The sequence below is a fragment of the Mucilaginibacter sp. Bleaf8 genome (assembly GCF_018390515.1).
Taxonomy (GTDB): domain Bacteria; phylum Bacteroidota; class Bacteroidia; order Sphingobacteriales; family Sphingobacteriaceae; genus Mucilaginibacter.
The window spans coordinates 398893-414289 of record NZ_JAHBBK010000003.1; the positions used below are offsets into that span (position 1 = coordinate 398893).

At 39.5% G+C, this 15397-nt stretch carries 17 protein-coding genes; 3 read left to right on the forward strand and 14 right to left on the reverse strand.

Going from position 1 to position 15397, the window contains the following annotated elements; translation table 11 throughout:
* The first annotated feature begins 4 nt into the window (after positions 1-4).
* Together KHS38_RS15225 and KHS38_RS15230 are read left to right on the forward strand one after the other, a co-directional pair.
* Positions 5-1447 (forward strand): SusD/RagB family nutrient-binding outer membrane lipoprotein, encoded by a 1443-nt coding sequence (locus KHS38_RS15225; protein WP_213489402.1) that lies wholly within the window; start codon positions 5-7, stop codon positions 1445-1447.
* A 19-nt stretch (positions 1448-1466) separates the two neighbouring features.
* Positions 1467-2360 (forward strand): BT_3044 domain-containing protein, encoded by an 894-nt coding sequence (locus KHS38_RS15230; protein WP_213489403.1) that lies wholly within the window; start codon positions 1467-1469, stop codon positions 2358-2360.
* A gap of 1371 nt (positions 2361-3731) precedes the next feature.
* Here KHS38_RS15230 and KHS38_RS15235 read toward each other — a convergent pair.
* The 6 genes from KHS38_RS15235 to KHS38_RS15260 all read right to left on the reverse strand — a co-directional run bounded on the left by KHS38_RS15235 (position 3732) and on the right by KHS38_RS15260 (position 8297).
* Positions 3732-5276 carry a hypothetical protein gene (locus KHS38_RS15235; protein ID WP_213489404.1) on the reverse strand — a complete coding sequence of 515 codons (1545 nt, stop codon included), beginning with the start codon at positions 5274-5276 and terminating at the stop codon, positions 3732-3734.
* A 626-nt stretch (positions 5277-5902) separates the two neighbouring features.
* Entirely contained in the window at positions 5903-6517 is a 615-nt protein-coding gene (locus KHS38_RS15240; protein ID WP_213489405.1) for a hypothetical protein, read from the reverse strand.
* Positions 6518-6571: 54 nt separating this feature from the next.
* On the reverse strand, positions 6572-7027 hold the full coding sequence (locus KHS38_RS15245; RefSeq protein WP_213489406.1) for a DUF4348 domain-containing protein: 456 nt from the start codon (positions 7025-7027) through the stop codon (positions 6572-6574).
* A gap of 137 nt (positions 7028-7164) precedes the next feature.
* On the reverse strand, positions 7165-7464 hold the full coding sequence (locus KHS38_RS15250; RefSeq protein ID WP_213489407.1) for a hypothetical protein: 300 nt from the start codon (positions 7462-7464) through the stop codon (positions 7165-7167).
* A gap of 19 nt (positions 7465-7483) precedes the next feature.
* Positions 7484-7957: a DUF1493 family protein gene (locus KHS38_RS15255; protein WP_213489408.1), complete on the reverse strand. Its 474-nt coding sequence runs from the start codon at positions 7955-7957 to the stop codon at positions 7484-7486.
* 82 nt (positions 7958-8039) lie between these two features.
* Entirely contained in the window at positions 8040-8297 is a 258-nt protein-coding gene (locus tag KHS38_RS15260; protein ID WP_213489409.1) for a hypothetical protein, read from the reverse strand.
* Between the two features lie 140 nt (positions 8298-8437).
* Here KHS38_RS15260 and KHS38_RS15265 point away from each other — a divergent pair, with 140 nt between their 5' ends.
* Complete coding sequence (locus tag KHS38_RS15265) at positions 8438-8956, forward strand: hypothetical protein (protein ID WP_213489410.1); 519 nt, start codon at positions 8438-8440, stop codon at positions 8954-8956.
* 79 nt (positions 8957-9035) lie between these two features.
* Here the strand turns inward: KHS38_RS15265 and KHS38_RS15270 are convergent, their stop codons facing one another.
* The 8 genes from KHS38_RS15270 to KHS38_RS15305 all read right to left on the reverse strand — a co-directional run bounded on the left by KHS38_RS15270 (position 9036) and on the right by KHS38_RS15305 (position 15128).
* Complete coding sequence (locus KHS38_RS15270) at positions 9036-9476, reverse strand: hypothetical protein (protein ID WP_213489411.1); 441 nt, start codon at positions 9474-9476, stop codon at positions 9036-9038.
* Positions 9477-9560: 84 nt separating this feature from the next.
* Entirely contained in the window at positions 9561-9911 is a 351-nt protein-coding gene (locus tag KHS38_RS15275; protein ID WP_213489412.1) for a hypothetical protein, read from the reverse strand.
* A 125-nt stretch (positions 9912-10036) separates the two neighbouring features.
* Complete coding sequence (locus tag KHS38_RS15280; RefSeq protein ID WP_213489413.1) at positions 10037-10408, reverse strand: hypothetical protein; 372 nt, start codon at positions 10406-10408, stop codon at positions 10037-10039.
* The gene (locus KHS38_RS15285) at positions 10405-11073 is read right to left on the reverse strand and encodes a DUF2711 family protein (RefSeq protein ID WP_213489414.1); all 669 of its coding nucleotides are present in this window, start codon (positions 11071-11073) and stop codon (positions 10405-10407) included. The genes KHS38_RS15280 and KHS38_RS15285 overlap by 4 nt, the downstream gene beginning before the upstream one ends.
* A gap of 17 nt (positions 11074-11090) precedes the next feature.
* The gene (locus KHS38_RS15290; protein ID WP_213489415.1) at positions 11091-11435 is read right to left on the reverse strand and encodes a hypothetical protein; all 345 of its coding nucleotides are present in this window, start codon (positions 11433-11435) and stop codon (positions 11091-11093) included.
* Between the two features lie 806 nt (positions 11436-12241).
* Complete coding sequence (locus KHS38_RS15295) at positions 12242-12964, reverse strand: N-6 DNA methylase (RefSeq protein WP_213489416.1); 723 nt, start codon at positions 12962-12964, stop codon at positions 12242-12244.
* 285 nt (positions 12965-13249) lie between these two features.
* Positions 13250-14608 (reverse strand): ATP-dependent nuclease, encoded by a 1359-nt coding sequence (locus KHS38_RS15300; RefSeq protein ID WP_213489417.1) that lies wholly within the window; start codon positions 14606-14608, stop codon positions 13250-13252.
* On the reverse strand, positions 14556-15128 hold the full coding sequence (locus tag KHS38_RS15305; protein WP_213489418.1) for an AAA family ATPase: 573 nt from the start codon (positions 15126-15128) through the stop codon (positions 14556-14558). Before KHS38_RS15305 ends, KHS38_RS15300 begins: the two co-directional genes overlap by 53 nt.
* Between the last annotated feature and the right edge of the window lie 269 nt (positions 15129-15397).

Sequence of the window (15397 nt, forward strand, 5' to 3'; positions counted from 1 at the left end):
AAACATGAAAAAAAGATATTATATAAGCTTATTGGCAACTGCCTTGATTTGGGGTGCAGGTTGCAATAAAATAGATGATTTTGGTAATGTTAATAAAGATCCGAACGGTATTAGTACACCAATACCATCGGCTTTATTAACCAATGTGGAGGCTGGTATTGCCAACTTTGCGGCCAGAAATGATGTAGCGATTAACGGCGCACAGTATGCACAGTACTTTTCAGAAACACAGTATTCTAATACATCATTATATAGCTTGCCTCAAATATCGTTTACCGGGTATTACAGCGGTTCATTATATGATTTGCAAAACATCATCAATTTGAACCAGAGTAATAATGCAGTTCAGGTAGCTAAGATTTTGCAGCAGTATATTTTCTGGACTATTACTGATGCCTGGGGCGACGTTCCTTATAGCGAAGCGCTAAAAGGGATCAGTGCTATCACGCCAAAGTATGATAAGCAGGAAGATATTTATAAGGGTATTTTAGCCACGTTGACATCAGCTGTTGCAAGTTTTGACAATACATCAGCTATAGCAGGGGATGTTATTTATAATGGCGATGTAGCTTCCTGGAAAAGAGCAGCAAACTCGTTGAAACTATTAGTGGCACTACAACTATCTAAAAAGGTGCCAGCATCTTCGGGTTATGCAGCTACGGCTGTTAAAGAAGCCATAGCAGCGAATGGTGGCCTGATTACCGAAAATTCGCAGAATTTTGATGTGAACTTTCCAGGTGGTAATTACAAGAGCGAGTGGTGGAACTTTTACAATGGCCGGAAAGATTATGCCGAAAGTAAAACTGTTACCGATATAACCAACTCCTTAAATGATACACGGCAAAATGCTTTTGGCGGCTCAAGTGAAATTTCAGGGTCTACAGGTTCATCAAACGTAGGGGTACCATACGGCTTAGCCCGGAATTCTGCGATTGCTTTTACCGATGCCAATACCAACTGGGCTCGCGTGCTGCGTGGGGACTTACGGACAGAAACAGGTACTGTAAGTATGATTACTGCAGGCGAAGTTTTGCTGGCGCGGGCAGAAGCTGCCAATATTGGCTGGACAACTGAATCTTCCAATGATATGTACAGGCAGGGTATAGCCAAGTCGTTTGAACAGTGGGGCTATACAGTTACAGATACTTACCTGAATCAATCGGGTGTAAACTTATCATCAGGTAATGCTTATAATAAAATTATTCTGCAACGATATCTGGCCAGTTATCCTGATGGGCACATGGCCTGGGATATATGGCGTAAAACGGGTATCCCGTCGCTTACACCAGCACCTGATGCTACAAATAGCTCAAAAAAGATCGTTCGCCGGTTTACATACGCTACCAGTGAGTATAACACCAATGGTGCAAATGTGAGAGAGGCTGTGGCTCGTATTCCGGGTGGCGACACTCAGGATTCGAGAGTTTGGTGGGATCAGAATAATTAACCCCTTTAAAACGTAAAACATGAAATTTAAAAACATAAAATTTTTAATGCTTGCCTGCTCGTTAACGATGCTGTTTTCTGCGTGCAGAAAAGATGTGAACGATGCAGACGAAACGCTGGAGTCGGGTACAACCTTTATTGGTGTGCCTGAAGGCTTGGAACAAAGTATATTTTTCACTGCTCCTGTTGCAAGTGGTAATGTAGATCTGTTTAGCATAAAAAAAGACGCAGCAAATAATCAGGAGCTTCAAAAGTCTCAATCAATAGTTTTGACAGCAATTCCTGATGCTATAACAAAGTATAATGAAGCTCACGAAACAGAATATGAAGTGCTACCGGTTTCTTTTTACACAATAGCCAATAAGAGCGTAACTCAAAGTAGTAACAACCTGGCATTTAACTTTGCGCCAGGCGATTTCGTTCAGAAGTTTACTATTAATTTAGACGGAACGAAATGGACCGATCTATCTAAAAAATATGCCTTAGCTTATATCATAAGTAACACCGGCGGCTTATCTGTTCATGCCGCAAGCAATGATACGATCATGGTGCTTTTTGGTGTAAAAAATGATTATGATGCCACATATAAAGCTACCGGAGGTATTACATTCCCAGCGGCTCAATCAGCAAATAACAGAACTTGGAGCGATCGTGAAAAAAGTTTAACAACGATAAGTCCTAATGTTGTAGAAGCAGAAGCTGGGGATTTAGGTGGAAGCGGTTACTGGATGTATTTAACTATCAATTCAGATAATACCGTAAAAGTTACACCTTCTTCACGATCTGCTAATGGTACCATACAAAATGATGGTGCTTGTACGTATGATCCGAGCACGAAGACCTTCAAACTGAATTATAAATATGTTGGAGGAACCGGTGATCGGAAAATTTCTGAGGAACTGGTAAGGCAATAACCTGCTTATTGTTAATAACACAAAAGGATTCCATTGGGATCCTTTTGTGTTTACGTTAAAAATATTTGACCATGAAGTATCAGAATGTTGTAGAAGTAAAAAAGCATATCCAATCAGTCCTAAAACCTCTCAAATATGCTCTTTTTTGTCGGGATGGCAGGATTTGAACCTACGACCTCCAGCACCCCATGCTGTAAATATACTGTCTTTGATGTTGCTAAATCTGTTAATTAACGCTGTTTCTGCTGGTATACTTTCTTGTTAACCGTATACAGTACCGTATACAAAGTGCTGTTTGCTACTCAAAGATAGTTGTTTCATAATTATGATGTTAAGTGAGTAATTAATTATTTGAGCACAACTCAGGTTTGAGACAATCAAGCAAGAAAGGAAACGGAATAAATGTAAGGTCGTGTGTGTAGGTTGTGTTTATGCCGTAGTCTTTCATGCGCTTCAGCAGTCGAAGCCCTAACTTTGCTCTGTAATTAATGATAGTTTTTTCTCCTACTTTCTATAGCTTCTCGTAGCTGTATAGCTTATATAAGAATAAGAAGGTTGCACTCTCACTAATCTAACTTTACTAATACGCTCTATCCAGCTGAGCTACGGAACAACAAGTAACATTAGTCAATCCAAGAAAAGTTAAAATATCCCTTTTATAGGGGATGATATAAGTTTTGGATACTGTTTTTGATTTACAGGTTACACCTTCTAAAATGCTAAAGCGTATTCAGACCGTTGCCTAACTTTGCTTGAATGATTAATGATTCCCTCTCTGTGCATAGTAGCACTGCAAACGTGGGGCATTTTTGTATCGACTATTGTTATTATTATGCCCTTTAACATGAAATTGTCTCAATAACTTCAATTCAACTTTCCTTGATTTTTACTCTTATTGGGGTTGCTTAAATGTTGAATTGATTTAAGCTCTTTGTAAGTGTTAGGTACACTGGTTAACTTTTAAAGAGTCAGGTTGGCGCTTATTTCATCCTTTTATAAGTTGACGAGGGTAATGCCAATTACAGCTAGTCAAAATTGAATGTGCCGGGCAGTTATAGGCCATAATACTTGTGATGTATTGCGAATAATCCATTAGAAACTTCATCTGCTGTGAACTGAACAGTTTTGTCCTCTTGCCTAATTTCATATACAGACATAAAAACCGTTCGTCCGCTGGTATCTGTTACAATAACTTTTTCTCCTGTGCTCTTCCATTGATGTTCACAAATATTCAATCCGTTAATCTCATAACATTCACCTTCAAGGATCGTAGTGCTACAGGTAAAAACGTCATTCATCTTTGTAATTGGTTTTGCCCTTAAATTTAATACATCTCGTTACAAAGGTAATGTCGCGGAGTGCTTTCGTATGTTAACTTATAAAGATACTATCATTTTGCAAGTACCTTGTCTCCGGTTTTATCCAGAAACGCAGATTTAATATAGCAGTTGTGCCTTTATTCTGCCAGTCTTGGTTAGTGTCCTTTTGTTGTAATATCCATTTGTAATCATGACCATACTTTGAGTATACCTCAAGCCTAAGCATTCCGGTAAGTGCATGGACAATGAGTTGCAGAATCTCTTCTTCATCACCTATATCATAGTGCATGTGGTAATCGTCAAAGTAAAGCGTGTATTCACGATCAGATGTAACCAGCCCGATAGCAAAACCATTTTCTATATTTGTTCTTATCACAAGTTCATAAGCTTCCTGGTTTTCAATAACCAGTTCAGGATAGTGGCGCAACGTCATTTTAATCGCATCAATCAGTGATACATCTTCTTCAGTTATTTGAGGTTTTGCTGTCACCTCATGAGTATGGGTATCAAGGCCCTGACTATAGATCGGTTCATTGTTAACCAACCACTGTTTTGCTGTGTCTATAACAATTTTTTCTATATTATCTAGTGTGGCTCCAGGCCAATACCATTGCTGACCATCGTTCCAATCCATATCGTCCCATGCCCATCGCAACTGATCAAAGCTCTCAATTGATTCATGGTGATCCGTATCAGCATAGTAGACACTGATTTTTCTAAGGTTCTCTCTTATATCAATTCCATGAGCAATCTGCATGATATAGTAGCTGCTGTAACTGATTACGCCTTCATCCCCTGCCTTTAGTTTAAGTCTAATTTCGCGGACTGCTGCTTCCAGATATGTAACCGTTTCGAAGTAGTTCACCGGTTTTGATAAGCCTGCCAGAATAAGCAAGTTCTCGGTATCATATCCCAGCTTAACCATCTCCATAGCCCAATCTACACATTCATCCATGTTATAGTCAGGTACACTCCTGTAAGCAACTACCTGATAGGTTAAAGGGCTCAGAGGACGCAGCATGGATGTGGACTCACTGTTTACTGTAGTATAAGAGATGGCGTTTCCGTCATAGTCAAAGACGTATTTACTAAATTTAAAGTCAGTAGCAACAATACCATCTTCCAGCAGTATAAGATTACTATCTCCATGTGGTGTTACAAATATATCTGCACCACTGTTTTGCCAAACAATGTTACCTCTGCTGTCTAATCTTGAAATCTCAAGTTCTCCATGTACAATGTAATCCTGCTGGTACTGATATACTGCAAAGCAAGTAGCCATGTCGACCTTGGTCTGCCATAATAAATCTAATCTGGTTGTAGATAAACAAAATACAGTATCTGAACAGCAGGTAACTAATCGGTCATTATCAATCAGTGCTGTATTATCATACACACCTGTGCCTCCACCTGTTGCACCAAGGAGAATGCTCTTTAATGGTACGCCATCACTATGTAGATGAATAGCCTGCATTGAGGTAGGCTTGTAACCGTCATCATTGAGATACACCGCATCGAATCCCGACAGGTTATTTAAGGCATGTGATGTAGCATCGTTGACTGTTATAGTGTACTCATTGACATTAAAGGTTAGCATGGTTAAGCAAGATTTCAATCCAGGAAAGTTAAGATTTTATGTTTTATTGAGGGTGTTGAAAGTTTGAATTGATCTGTCCATCTAATTAGGCAATCCAAGAATTTTGAATATTCTTAGTTTATAGAGGGTGTGAAAACTTTGGATTGAGTGGCTTGACTTGTAAAAGAATAACTTACTTCTATCTTTACAAGTGAACATAGGCAAGTCGGCAGTCAAGTAGCTGCACATTTCTTATTCAATACTATTTGTGCTATACCATGTGCTCAGAAAATGTGCAGATAGGATTTAATTACTATAGTACTTATGGTAGACGATGAAAGCACCATTGGAAATCTCATGGATGGCAAACTGCACTGACTTACCGTCCGCGTTAATCTCATTTACAGATATGGATACTTTCCTTCCGCTCGTATCATTCACAAGAATTCTTTCACCTGCGTTTTTCCATTCATGATCCCAAATGTTTATTCCTTCGATCTCGTAACGCTCACCTTATATGATAGAAGCACTAAAGGTAAATTCATTTGTTATATTCATGGTTTATTAGTTCCTTATGCCTGCCTTCGGATCAATTCTTTTTAAGGGAATGTAAGTAAGTGCCGAAGTATCTCAGCTTTAAAAGGTGCTTATGAAATTCTCTCAAAATGAAAGTCCTGACCTATGATGTAACTATCGCCTAAGGTAAATAGCTTCGCTGTACTATCCTCCGCTAAAGCCTCTCTTTTACCCACAAAATAGGAATGAATTCCGTGTTTGATTAAACACTGCTGATAAAGCATTAAAATCGTTTTCGGACCTCTGGCAAACAGACCGTAACCTTGCTGGCAAAGCGCTTCTGTTGTGCAGGGACCAAGCACATATCCTTTTAATTCGTCCAGGTTGTCTGTCAGCGTTTGCAAGGATTTGTAGATGTCTGCAAATAAATTGAGGGATTGTGTACTGGTGCCATTGAAGTATAGTTCTGTATGAGCGTCTGTGTATTCCAGTAAGCGTGGATGCTGTTTGTAAAGGGCTATACATGATGTCCAGTCCCTCACAATTCTTTCTTCCTTGGCATGGCCTACTGTAAGTCGCCATTTTTTGGGAGGGGTTTCATCGTAATACCGAAAGGAAAAGTTTAGATATAGTTCATAGGTGTTAAAAATTACGGAATCTATAACAATGCCTGCTTCATTCTCAAACTCGGTGATATCCATAATATCAGTTAACTCTTTAGGCAAAGGCTCTTCAATCTTCGTCATGTGTTGACAAGTTACTATTCATCCTTTAAAAGTCAACAAGGGTAAATAATATTGTTAAGTAGATTCATCAGTGATGAGAGTTAAATACCATTTACCTGCTTTACTTACAAACTTATACTGTATATGCACACCAGTTTCTTCAATTTGAAGCAGAATCGTTACGTCTCTTTTAGAGACCTTATCCTTAGTTATTACAACGTACTGTATTTTAGCAAAGTTGATGTACCTCCACGCTCGCTTACTGATGTACTCAACCGTTTGCTTATTGTCATCGTCTACCGTTATCTTTTTAAGAGGAAACACAATGCTGGCGAGTTGGAAGTCAGCATGCCTGTTGAACCTTTTAAAGAACGCATCGAACTGTTCATCCTGTGCAGCGGATGGGTTATGCATGCTTACTTCCTTACCTAAATTACCGTTATTCCAGTTAGTTTCAGTGTTCGGAGAAACACTAAACAAGGTGAGGGTACATAAGTTGGCGATCAGTCCAGCTTTAAGGATGAATGTCATCTGGTAATGTGATTAGGGTAAGTTATTCGAATGTACAATTATCTTTCTGCTTTTAACTGGTTATCAAAGCTAATTCAGCTTTCTCAATTTTAGTCTTTATAGAGGGTGTGTAAATTTTGAATTGATAAACCTCCGGCTCAATCTCCGATAGCTAATAAATCGTCTTCAGCTTGTTCAAATTTACTAATGATAAGTGCAAGGTGTTTGCTTTGCTGACTATATTGCGGTAGCTCGGTTGCTGTACTTTCCAAAAGCTTTATGATTAGGCTTACATGGTCTTGGTATAAGCGCGTATTGCCGTAACGGTCAAGAGTTATGCCAGTAGCTCTTTTGTATTCAAATAGAATGCTCTCAATCGCTTCTAAATCTGCGTCATTAAGACTGAATAGCCGATGGTTTAACTTAGTATCTTGAAGATTATAGAAGTCTAACGCCATTGTTTGCAGAAGTTTGTGATTATAGCGGACGGCTCATTGCTAATTTGTATGATATCTGCTCAACAGCAGTAAAGTCCTTTTCTATATACCAGGTAAGCATTTGTTTAAAAGTCAAGTCGCTTTCCTTTCCGTCTGATTGCCTGTACCAATCGGGTTTGTTGTTGAACTGTATCTGTTTGAACGAAAGCATTTCAATAAGCCACAGCACTACCTTGATAACCATTACGGCTAAGTTATATAGTTCGTAGCTGGAAGCGAATATCTCACCTTCTGAATCAAAATGTTTGCTAAAATCAAAGTTCCCCCAGGCAAGATGATGTTGTTCAACAAACTTAACTAATAGATCTTCTACATCATCTCCTGCAAGTCCTAAATCATCACCCACTTTATCGTGCAAGGAATGTACGTCACAGGCAGCTTGATCTTCCAGAAACCGTTTAACAGTTGTGTAGGCTTGCCTAAGCTGCATGAAGGGTAGCTCTTTATATTGCATTCGTAGGATGAGTTGTTGAGGCTAAGTTAGTACATTTTCCTTTTACAAGTTAAACCGTTTACACCTGTTTGCAAAGGGATAGTTATTGATGGTGTGTGATTCTGGGATCGAGCTGCAAGATAGTGGCAAAGTTAAGGGAGTTAGTTGCAGGCTTGAGCTTAACCCGTTTGTAAGTACTGTCAATCCAATAAAGCATCTTACCCACTTCTGTATGACTGTCCATTGCCGTTTCTAAGTGAGTTTTACGATTTCCCCAGTAAATAATAAGTTCAACCTTTTGAATATCGCTTGGAAATTCTCCATTACCAGCATGCAGGTGCTTATAGTCAATATCTTCCAACTTTGCGGTTAACTCGTCCCATAACTCTCGACTAATCGTTCCTCTATAGCTTCTTTGAGCTATAGTGCGCTTCACATACGAACTGTCTGCGTAAAGTTGATAATGGAGAGCGCTATCCATACTAATAGCCAGTGGAACGCATGGAAGAAAGCAAGTACTTTCAGCAAACTCTACTCTCGTTATCTCCTTGTTCTTTTGCTTTTTACAAGCAACTAGCATGCAGAATATTATTAGCACAGCAAGCAACTGCATATTTGTTCTATAAGTTGAGGATGTTCGGTTCATTGTTTACTTACTGCAATGTAGCAATCTTTCCTTATCTTCATAGCATGAAGTACCTGCTTATCATAGTCTTCGTAGCCTTGTTTACTTATAAAGCATCAGCACAGAAGTTGGTTCCTGTTCACAAAATCACTGAGTATATTGGCAAAGTAATCTCCGTCCATGATACTATTAGTAACAGCCGGATTGTAAACAAACATCTAACCTACTATATGGGAGGAAAGCACCCAAAACCAAAGCTAATTGTGATACATCATGGCACCTCGGTAGATCAGGGAAACCTTTCCATAACTGTCACAGGTAAGGTGATTGTCTTTCACGGCAAACCAGCCATTGTGGCAAGACGGCCTGAGCAATTAGCTCTTCACATTTATTAATGCAACATTTACCCTCAAGCAGGTATAGCAGCAATCCATTTACCTTTTAAAGGATGCACTTGTAAACAAGCCCCCAAATTTATAACCAGCGCTCATGCATTGAAGTTAAGAAGCTAATATTATCAACTGGATAACCAGATGCGCTTCCTAAAACTGCGTCAACCCCACAGTAAGGGCAAAGAGCTGTTCCTGTTTTATCATTATCTTCCTCAACCCATTCGTTAATCTCTTTGGGAGCAAAAACCTGAAGGCAGTAAAAGCATCCGCAAGTGAGACTGTCCTGCACTGCTCGTTTGTTAAAGATAGAATGTCTGTGTGCATTCTCAAATGAAGCCATGTTGCTTGGAAGACTACCAGTATTGTCAGAGGCTTTGTCGTTTATGCTTACAAGCGTGTACTTGTCATAGGCCATGACATCAAATACCATAGATTGACCTGTAGCTAACCACCGTTTGTAGATAAGGTTGCCGTTCATATAGAGGTAAAGCTGGTTGTCTAAGATCTCCTTGTGTATGGCCATGATGGTAAAGCTAAGCAAACTGATTTAAAAGGCAAACCGCTAAAATAAGCTACCTAAATATCATTGAGCGTTATTGACTGCCTCTTAGTTGGCTTTTGTGTTAAGTAAATTGCTTTTGATAAAGTTTAATGCCTCACCGTATTCATCCTGTGACCAAGTACCAATTTCGACATGTACAGTTAGGTTCCAAAAAATAATAAGAGCAATGTCTGGGTCTAGCTGTATTGCAAACGGCTTTGAGTCACCGTCATGAATTGCATAACTGTCGGTCGTTTGATACCTTGTTGCTTTATAAAAAATCAAGTGATCGAATACCTCTGGTAGCTCCACTCGTATCCGTTGATAAAGATCTTTACCAAAGCCTTGATAACGAAGTTGCATAGCTTCAAATGATTCTTCTTGGTAAGTTTCGTTCCGTGACAATAGTGGATGCATAATACAATTCTTTGAGATTGATTAATATACGAACTTAAAGATAATGTGTAATTAACAGGGGTATAAGCAACATTTACTCTTAACCAAATGTAGGATCTATCCCCTTAAACTTTTAAACGTTGCACTTAGTCCCAAAGTATAACGGGATCAAACACCTCCTTGCGATATTTAATTAAAGTGTCTAAGCTTTTGTATATGGGTGAATGTGTGCTGTCTGGCGGTGCAGGATAGCCGTACTGCGATTGCCGAACAATGAGCCTCCCTAAAGTATTATCAGGTTTGGTCAGATATAGTTCACACAAGCATTTGCCGAAGGCACGTCGGTCAGCCTGATAGCTTTCGTTTAAAGTATCAATGCTGCCACGGTACGCATAATCAAATTTGCAGCGCCCGTATGATGCTGTGAGGTGTTTCTCTCGATGGAGGTAAATAGCAAAACCGATTCCAATTACTATCAATACACTAAATACCCAACCGGCTGCTTTCCATTCCGTCATACTTCCTTGTCTTGTAAACTCCAGTAAATCTCCGTATGCTCATTGCAGTAAAAGCCCTCAAACGGATGCTTGCTGAGTATGCTTTCTACTATCTTTCTATTTGAGCATAGCATGGTAAAATGACTATCCCAGTGTGAGGCGTAAAGAATCTCGCTATGATTGGTGTACCAGACTTCATGACCTCCGTAAGTTAGGGTAACCTGATCCTTGCCCTCTATCAAGTCCTGTATGTATGTAACCTTTCGTTCAAAGCCGAACTCATCACCTATAAACAGGTAATGATGTCTTTGTTCTTGCAAGCCTATGAGCATATCTTTTTTGAGAGCATCCTGAAACTCACCTTCTGAGGGCATGCGTATATTGTGTTTATGCGCGGTACGCATCAGGGTTTCCACATCTTCTTCGTTTTCCCACTTCTTTTTAAGTCCACGTATGCTGTTTCTTAATGCAATGTCAAGTTGAGCAATGTCTCTAAAGCCAGCTAAGGATACAAACTCTTTCCAAGTAACCAGTTGAGTGACCTTACCGTATTCGTCTTCCTTATAAAAGGGATGCAGCATAATATATACGGTGTCAAAATATCTTTGGTAGAACTCAAGGATGGATATGTCTGCAAAGGCACAGATGCAGTTGTGCGCTGCTTCAAATGGTGGTCTTTCGGTCATAAGAATAAAGATAAGGCTTACTCGCTGTTGTCCTGCTTGCGTTTGTTTGGATGCTGATAGAACTTCAATGTCCTAATAGCAGCTATAAGTTGCTGTTGTTGCTTTGGAGTTAGGTTCTCTCCGTTGATTTGAAACTTGTCTGTATCACTTCCTGCATTCCAAAGGCTGTCAATAAATATACCTGTAGTTCCTTTGCCTGTATGGGTAGGCGTGACTAGCTTGGCTTTATAACCATCAACCACAATCCATTGCTTCTTATTGATGGTAATTGGAGCTAAGTTGCTACTACTAGGGATTCCTCTGTAATCTAATACTCTGCTTACACTTCCTAATGCCCTGGGTAAGCTACGTCTGACTAGCAAACTATCATGTCTGATAATATAATCTTCACTACCCTCACTTAGACTATTTGAGTACCAGCCTAAATCAAAACTAACGACTGTGCCAGTGTCAATGTGTATCTCTCCTACATAGGAATCAATCCCTTTGGCATCAACCCGCTTCCAGCTCTTGGGTACTCGATAGTGAAGTATCCGTAGTTTAGTAGCTTGGTGCCATCATTAGTTTGTTTATCAATAGTGCAGGATAGCAAAAGGATTGGAAGTGCAAACCATAGAAGAAGTTGAGCTTTCATGGAGGATAAGGGTTTTAGCAATAAATTTAAGGTATGAAGCTTACGTTTTAGTAGACGGTTTAACTTATAAAGAACTAATTGAGCGCTTGACTGCCTTTTTATAAGTTAAGGAGGATAAGTAATGCTCCATTAGCCTCAACGAAAGCATCAATAATCTTCATTGCTTAGACGTGTCTTCCATTATCAAACACTGCTTTGTCTTTATGATTCTCAACAAACTCTTTGGCTTCATACAATTTGGTAGGATAGGTAACTAATCTGGTTGCGCCATTTGAATTGTCAGGGATTACTTCGTAGATGTGACTGTAATCAAACCCGTGATCAACTAAGTATTTAACCACAGCCCAAGCATTATCATCCAGTTTTCTTGGAGGTCTGAATCTATGTGGCATCCAAATCATACTCTCTCCACAGGTAGGACATTTGATTTCCACAGTCCTATTAGCATTGTTAAATGCGATGTGGCAGCTTAGGCAGACATTCTTATATCCCATGTGTTCAGTAATAACTTTGCAATATAGTTAAGTAGCCTGTTCAAAACAAGCTACCCTGAACGCCATTGATAGGAGTTTTAGCACTTACAGGTTCAAACGGCTTATCAAACTTAGGTGCAGTATCCTTTACAGGTTTAAGCCATATAAGACTTTGCTCTGCCTCTGTAAACTCAATGTAGCATGGATAATGATAACCATTAACGAGTGTAGTACTCACTTTGTAACCTCTATAAAAGTCATTGGTTAAAGAGTTCATATGAGCAATTTCACCTTGTAAAGAATTTAGTAGCATATTAACCAGTGCCATTTTGCAACAGGTAATGTCAAGGTCTGCACCATAAAGCTTAAGGTGTCGGTTGATCTTTGCTGCACTCAATAGCATCCGACCACTACCACAAGCACAATCAGCAACAGTTTGTCCATCGGTTGGGTTGCCAACACTAATTGTTGCCATCATATCGCATATCGGCTCTGGCGTGAAGTACTGGCCGTTGTGTCCGTTGCTTATAGCTTGCATGTACAGTTCACCAAGTGGATCTCGAAAGCCTTCTGACAAGTCACCTACCATCTTTACAAGCTCAACAAGTTCGTTTACCTTCTTATGCTTGCGGTATGTATCGAGTGCTGCACTGTGTGCTTCTGTGCTATCATGCATCTTAAAAGGTAGCAGCATCCAATCTAGTAAGTCAGTAAAAGCAGTGTGTAAGGAATTGCCGTAAGCAAAACGTTCAAAAGCAGTAAGTAACTGTTTAATATCTGTCATAGCAGTGGTTTTATGTTCGAGTGAATTCTCGAAGCAACGAACTGCTGAACAGACGCACTAAAGGCAAGGTGGAGATTGAGTAATTGCGGAGGCTCTATGCCAATGGAAACCCAATTACGAGATACTACCTTGAAGCTAGCTGAACCTGTGTGCGGATGGCTCAGCTAACTTTGAGTAGAGAATAAACAATATACTTCGTTCTTATTAAATCACATTTCAAAAATTCAATAGCATGGTATGAACTCGTGCAGGTAGTTACTGCCTATGGCATATTCAGATCATTGTTTATTTCGACATTAGGGCGTTAAACATGTTCTTCCACCTTTCAATGTATTCAGAATTGACAGAGTCAATTTTTTTGTTTTTCAATTGGGTCTTTGTTGTCATAGCCAAAGGTACTTTCCATCCTTTCTCTAACTCTACTTCATTCCTGCTTGCAAATGACTCAATTTGAGGTACAATAGGTAAACTATTATCATAGCTTTCTTCAAAGTCTACTTCTAAAGAATTGAATAACCTGTCAATTCCCTTTTTTATTAATTGGAAAGGGAGAAGGTCCTCGACTTCGCTGTTGTCCAATCCCGTAAACTGTTTAACATATAGGATCTTGCTTTCAAATCCTTTGTATAACCCTGTTAATAACTTCTTTTTCGCATCTTCGCCGCTTTTGTCTGAATCTAAAATGAGATACGGAATATCATCGGCTTTGCTGGAAATCATGCTGACTACCCCTGGTACTCCTCGGACACCGCCAGAAGGCACGAATACAATCTCTTGGTCTGGCGAGATTAATTTTTCTCTTATTAAAAAAGACTTAATTGCATTAAGATAAAATTGATCCGATGGTCCTTCTACTACAACAGACTGGCAACCTTGCAATAACACATCTGAAACTGATAAACCTAGAGCCGCATGCACTGCATATATCGACTTTTCATTTAATGCGTCGCTGCCTTGTCTCAAATTGCTAGAAGCCACCGTGTAGCCATCTCTATCCATGTGAACTACTCTGCATCTGTCAATGTGAGAAGTATCAATAATAAATGGTGAATGGGTTGTGTTTATGATTTGATTACTACTTGATAGGTTATCAAAAAACACAGCAAGGTCCTTCTGAGCCAAGGGGTGCAGTGTAAGGCCAGCTTCATCAAGTAATAAAATTGCATCTTTATGCTTCTCTTGGCTTTCAACAAGAAATATAAGATAAAAGCTAATGAACCACTGAAGCCCTGTGCTACGTAGCTCTAACGCTACTTCATCTGTTCTTATACTATCAGATACCCAAATACGAAAGTAGTCTCCATCAGCTTCAAACCTAAATTTATACTCACCTTGCCTCCACCAATTCTTAAACTGCTTTGTTAATTCACCTGAAGCAGATTGTAAAAGAATGCTACGTTCTTCCTTGTCGTCTTCTGCTTGCTTTATTTCAGTTGCGATCGGTTGAGTAATTCCGCTCCTCCACCCATTGCGCGCCATTGCCATTTCCTTTGGGGCTTTCCCTAGTTCCAGTATTTCTTTCGGATTTAATCCAACAAAGTCGAATAATACTCTTAGAGTCCTAACTTGTTCTTCGTTTATATCTATTCCTTCAATTGTGCTTCCATTGAGCCATTGAATCACATTGGGAAGATAAATTGCCATAATTCGAGTAATACACAAAGGTTGGCATTTCACTTATGATGGCCTTTTCTAAGAAAGACTCATCGTAAGGAACTATAGTCTCTTCCTCTATCGGTTCTTCAGCTTCCTCACCAGCTATTGTTGTAGTTTCTACTTTTGTTGATTTCGGTTTTCCACTTGGAAATTCAAAAGTGTAATGCCCATCGTAAAAGCGAGTTACAATGACTGATTTATCTCCTTGAATATCACAATCAACTGTAGATTCTATTTGTGCTATGCTTTCATCGTCAAGTTCGAACTCCACGGTAATGAATCTTACTTGATCTGGAGTCTTGCGAAAAGCACTCAATTTACTAACAGGAATATCATGTAAAATATCAATCTTTCCCTCTCGGGCAGGATTTAATTTCCATAACGCTAACAGGAGATTCGATTTTCCAGCTTCATTGATTCCAACTAGTGTTGTAACGTTTTCACATTCAATCCAACCACTATCTAAAACTGATCGGAAGTTTTCTACTTTGTATCTTTTTAAAATCATCTATGTGGGGCTTTGGTTCGTACTGCTAGTATTTAATTGCTTCAAGAATCGAAAAGGTTCGTTGCATCTAATATATGTAATTAATGCGAACCGTCCTACGCGAATTGAGCAAATGGTCTGAGTGGAGGAAGCACCTATTGGGTGCGGTCACTCAGAATGCTTCACAAAGGCTTGGCGCTGCTTTTGGCCTGTAAGGGCTGAGCGGCTGGACTTAAAAGCTGTGACAAGGCTGAAGCCATTTGCGATGCGTAGGTGAGCCTAACACGATG

Coding starts and splice junctions, on each gene's coding strand:
- KHS38_RS15255 (WP_213489408.1), bottom strand. CDS start 7,957: ATGCAATATAAAGAGCTACCCTTCATGCAGCTTAGGCAAGCCTACACA.
- KHS38_RS15270 (WP_213489411.1), bottom strand. CDS start 9,476: ATGGCCATACACAAGGAGATCTTAGACAACCAGCTTTACCTCTATATG.
- KHS38_RS15245 (WP_213489406.1), bottom strand. CDS start 7,027: ATGACATTCATCCTTAAAGCTGGACTGATCGCCAACTTATGTACCCTC.
- KHS38_RS15225 (WP_213489402.1), top strand. CDS start 5: ATGAAAAAAAGATATTATATAAGCTTATTGGCAACTGCCTTGATTTGG.
- KHS38_RS15250 (WP_213489407.1), bottom strand. CDS start 7,464: ATGGCGTTAGACTTCTATAATCTTCAAGATACTAAGTTAAACCATCGG.
- KHS38_RS15295 (WP_213489416.1), bottom strand. CDS start 12,964: ATGACAGATATTAAACAGTTACTTACTGCTTTTGAACGTTTTGCTTAC.
- KHS38_RS15275 (WP_213489412.1), bottom strand. CDS start 9,911: ATGCATCCACTATTGTCACGGAACGAAACTTACCAAGAAGAATCATTT.
- KHS38_RS15240 (WP_213489405.1), bottom strand. CDS start 6,517: ATGACGAAGATTGAAGAGCCTTTGCCTAAAGAGTTAACTGATATTATG.
- KHS38_RS15265 (WP_213489410.1), top strand. CDS start 8,438: ATGGAAGAAAGCAAGTACTTTCAGCAAACTCTACTCTCGTTATCTCCT.
- KHS38_RS15300 (WP_213489417.1), bottom strand. CDS start 14,608: ATGGCAATTTATCTTCCCAATGTGATTCAATGGCTCAATGGAAGCACA.
- KHS38_RS15305 (WP_213489418.1), bottom strand. CDS start 15,128: ATGATTTTAAAAAGATACAAAGTAGAAAACTTCCGATCAGTTTTAGAT.
- KHS38_RS15235 (WP_213489404.1), bottom strand. CDS start 5,276: ATGCTAACCTTTAATGTCAATGAGTACACTATAACAGTCAACGATGCT.
- KHS38_RS15280 (WP_213489413.1), bottom strand. CDS start 10,408: ATGACGGAATGGAAAGCAGCCGGTTGGGTATTTAGTGTATTGATAGTA.
- KHS38_RS15285 (WP_213489414.1), bottom strand. CDS start 11,073: ATGACCGAAAGACCACCATTTGAAGCAGCGCACAACTGCATCTGTGCC.
- KHS38_RS15230 (WP_213489403.1), top strand. CDS start 1,467: ATGAAATTTAAAAACATAAAATTTTTAATGCTTGCCTGCTCGTTAACG.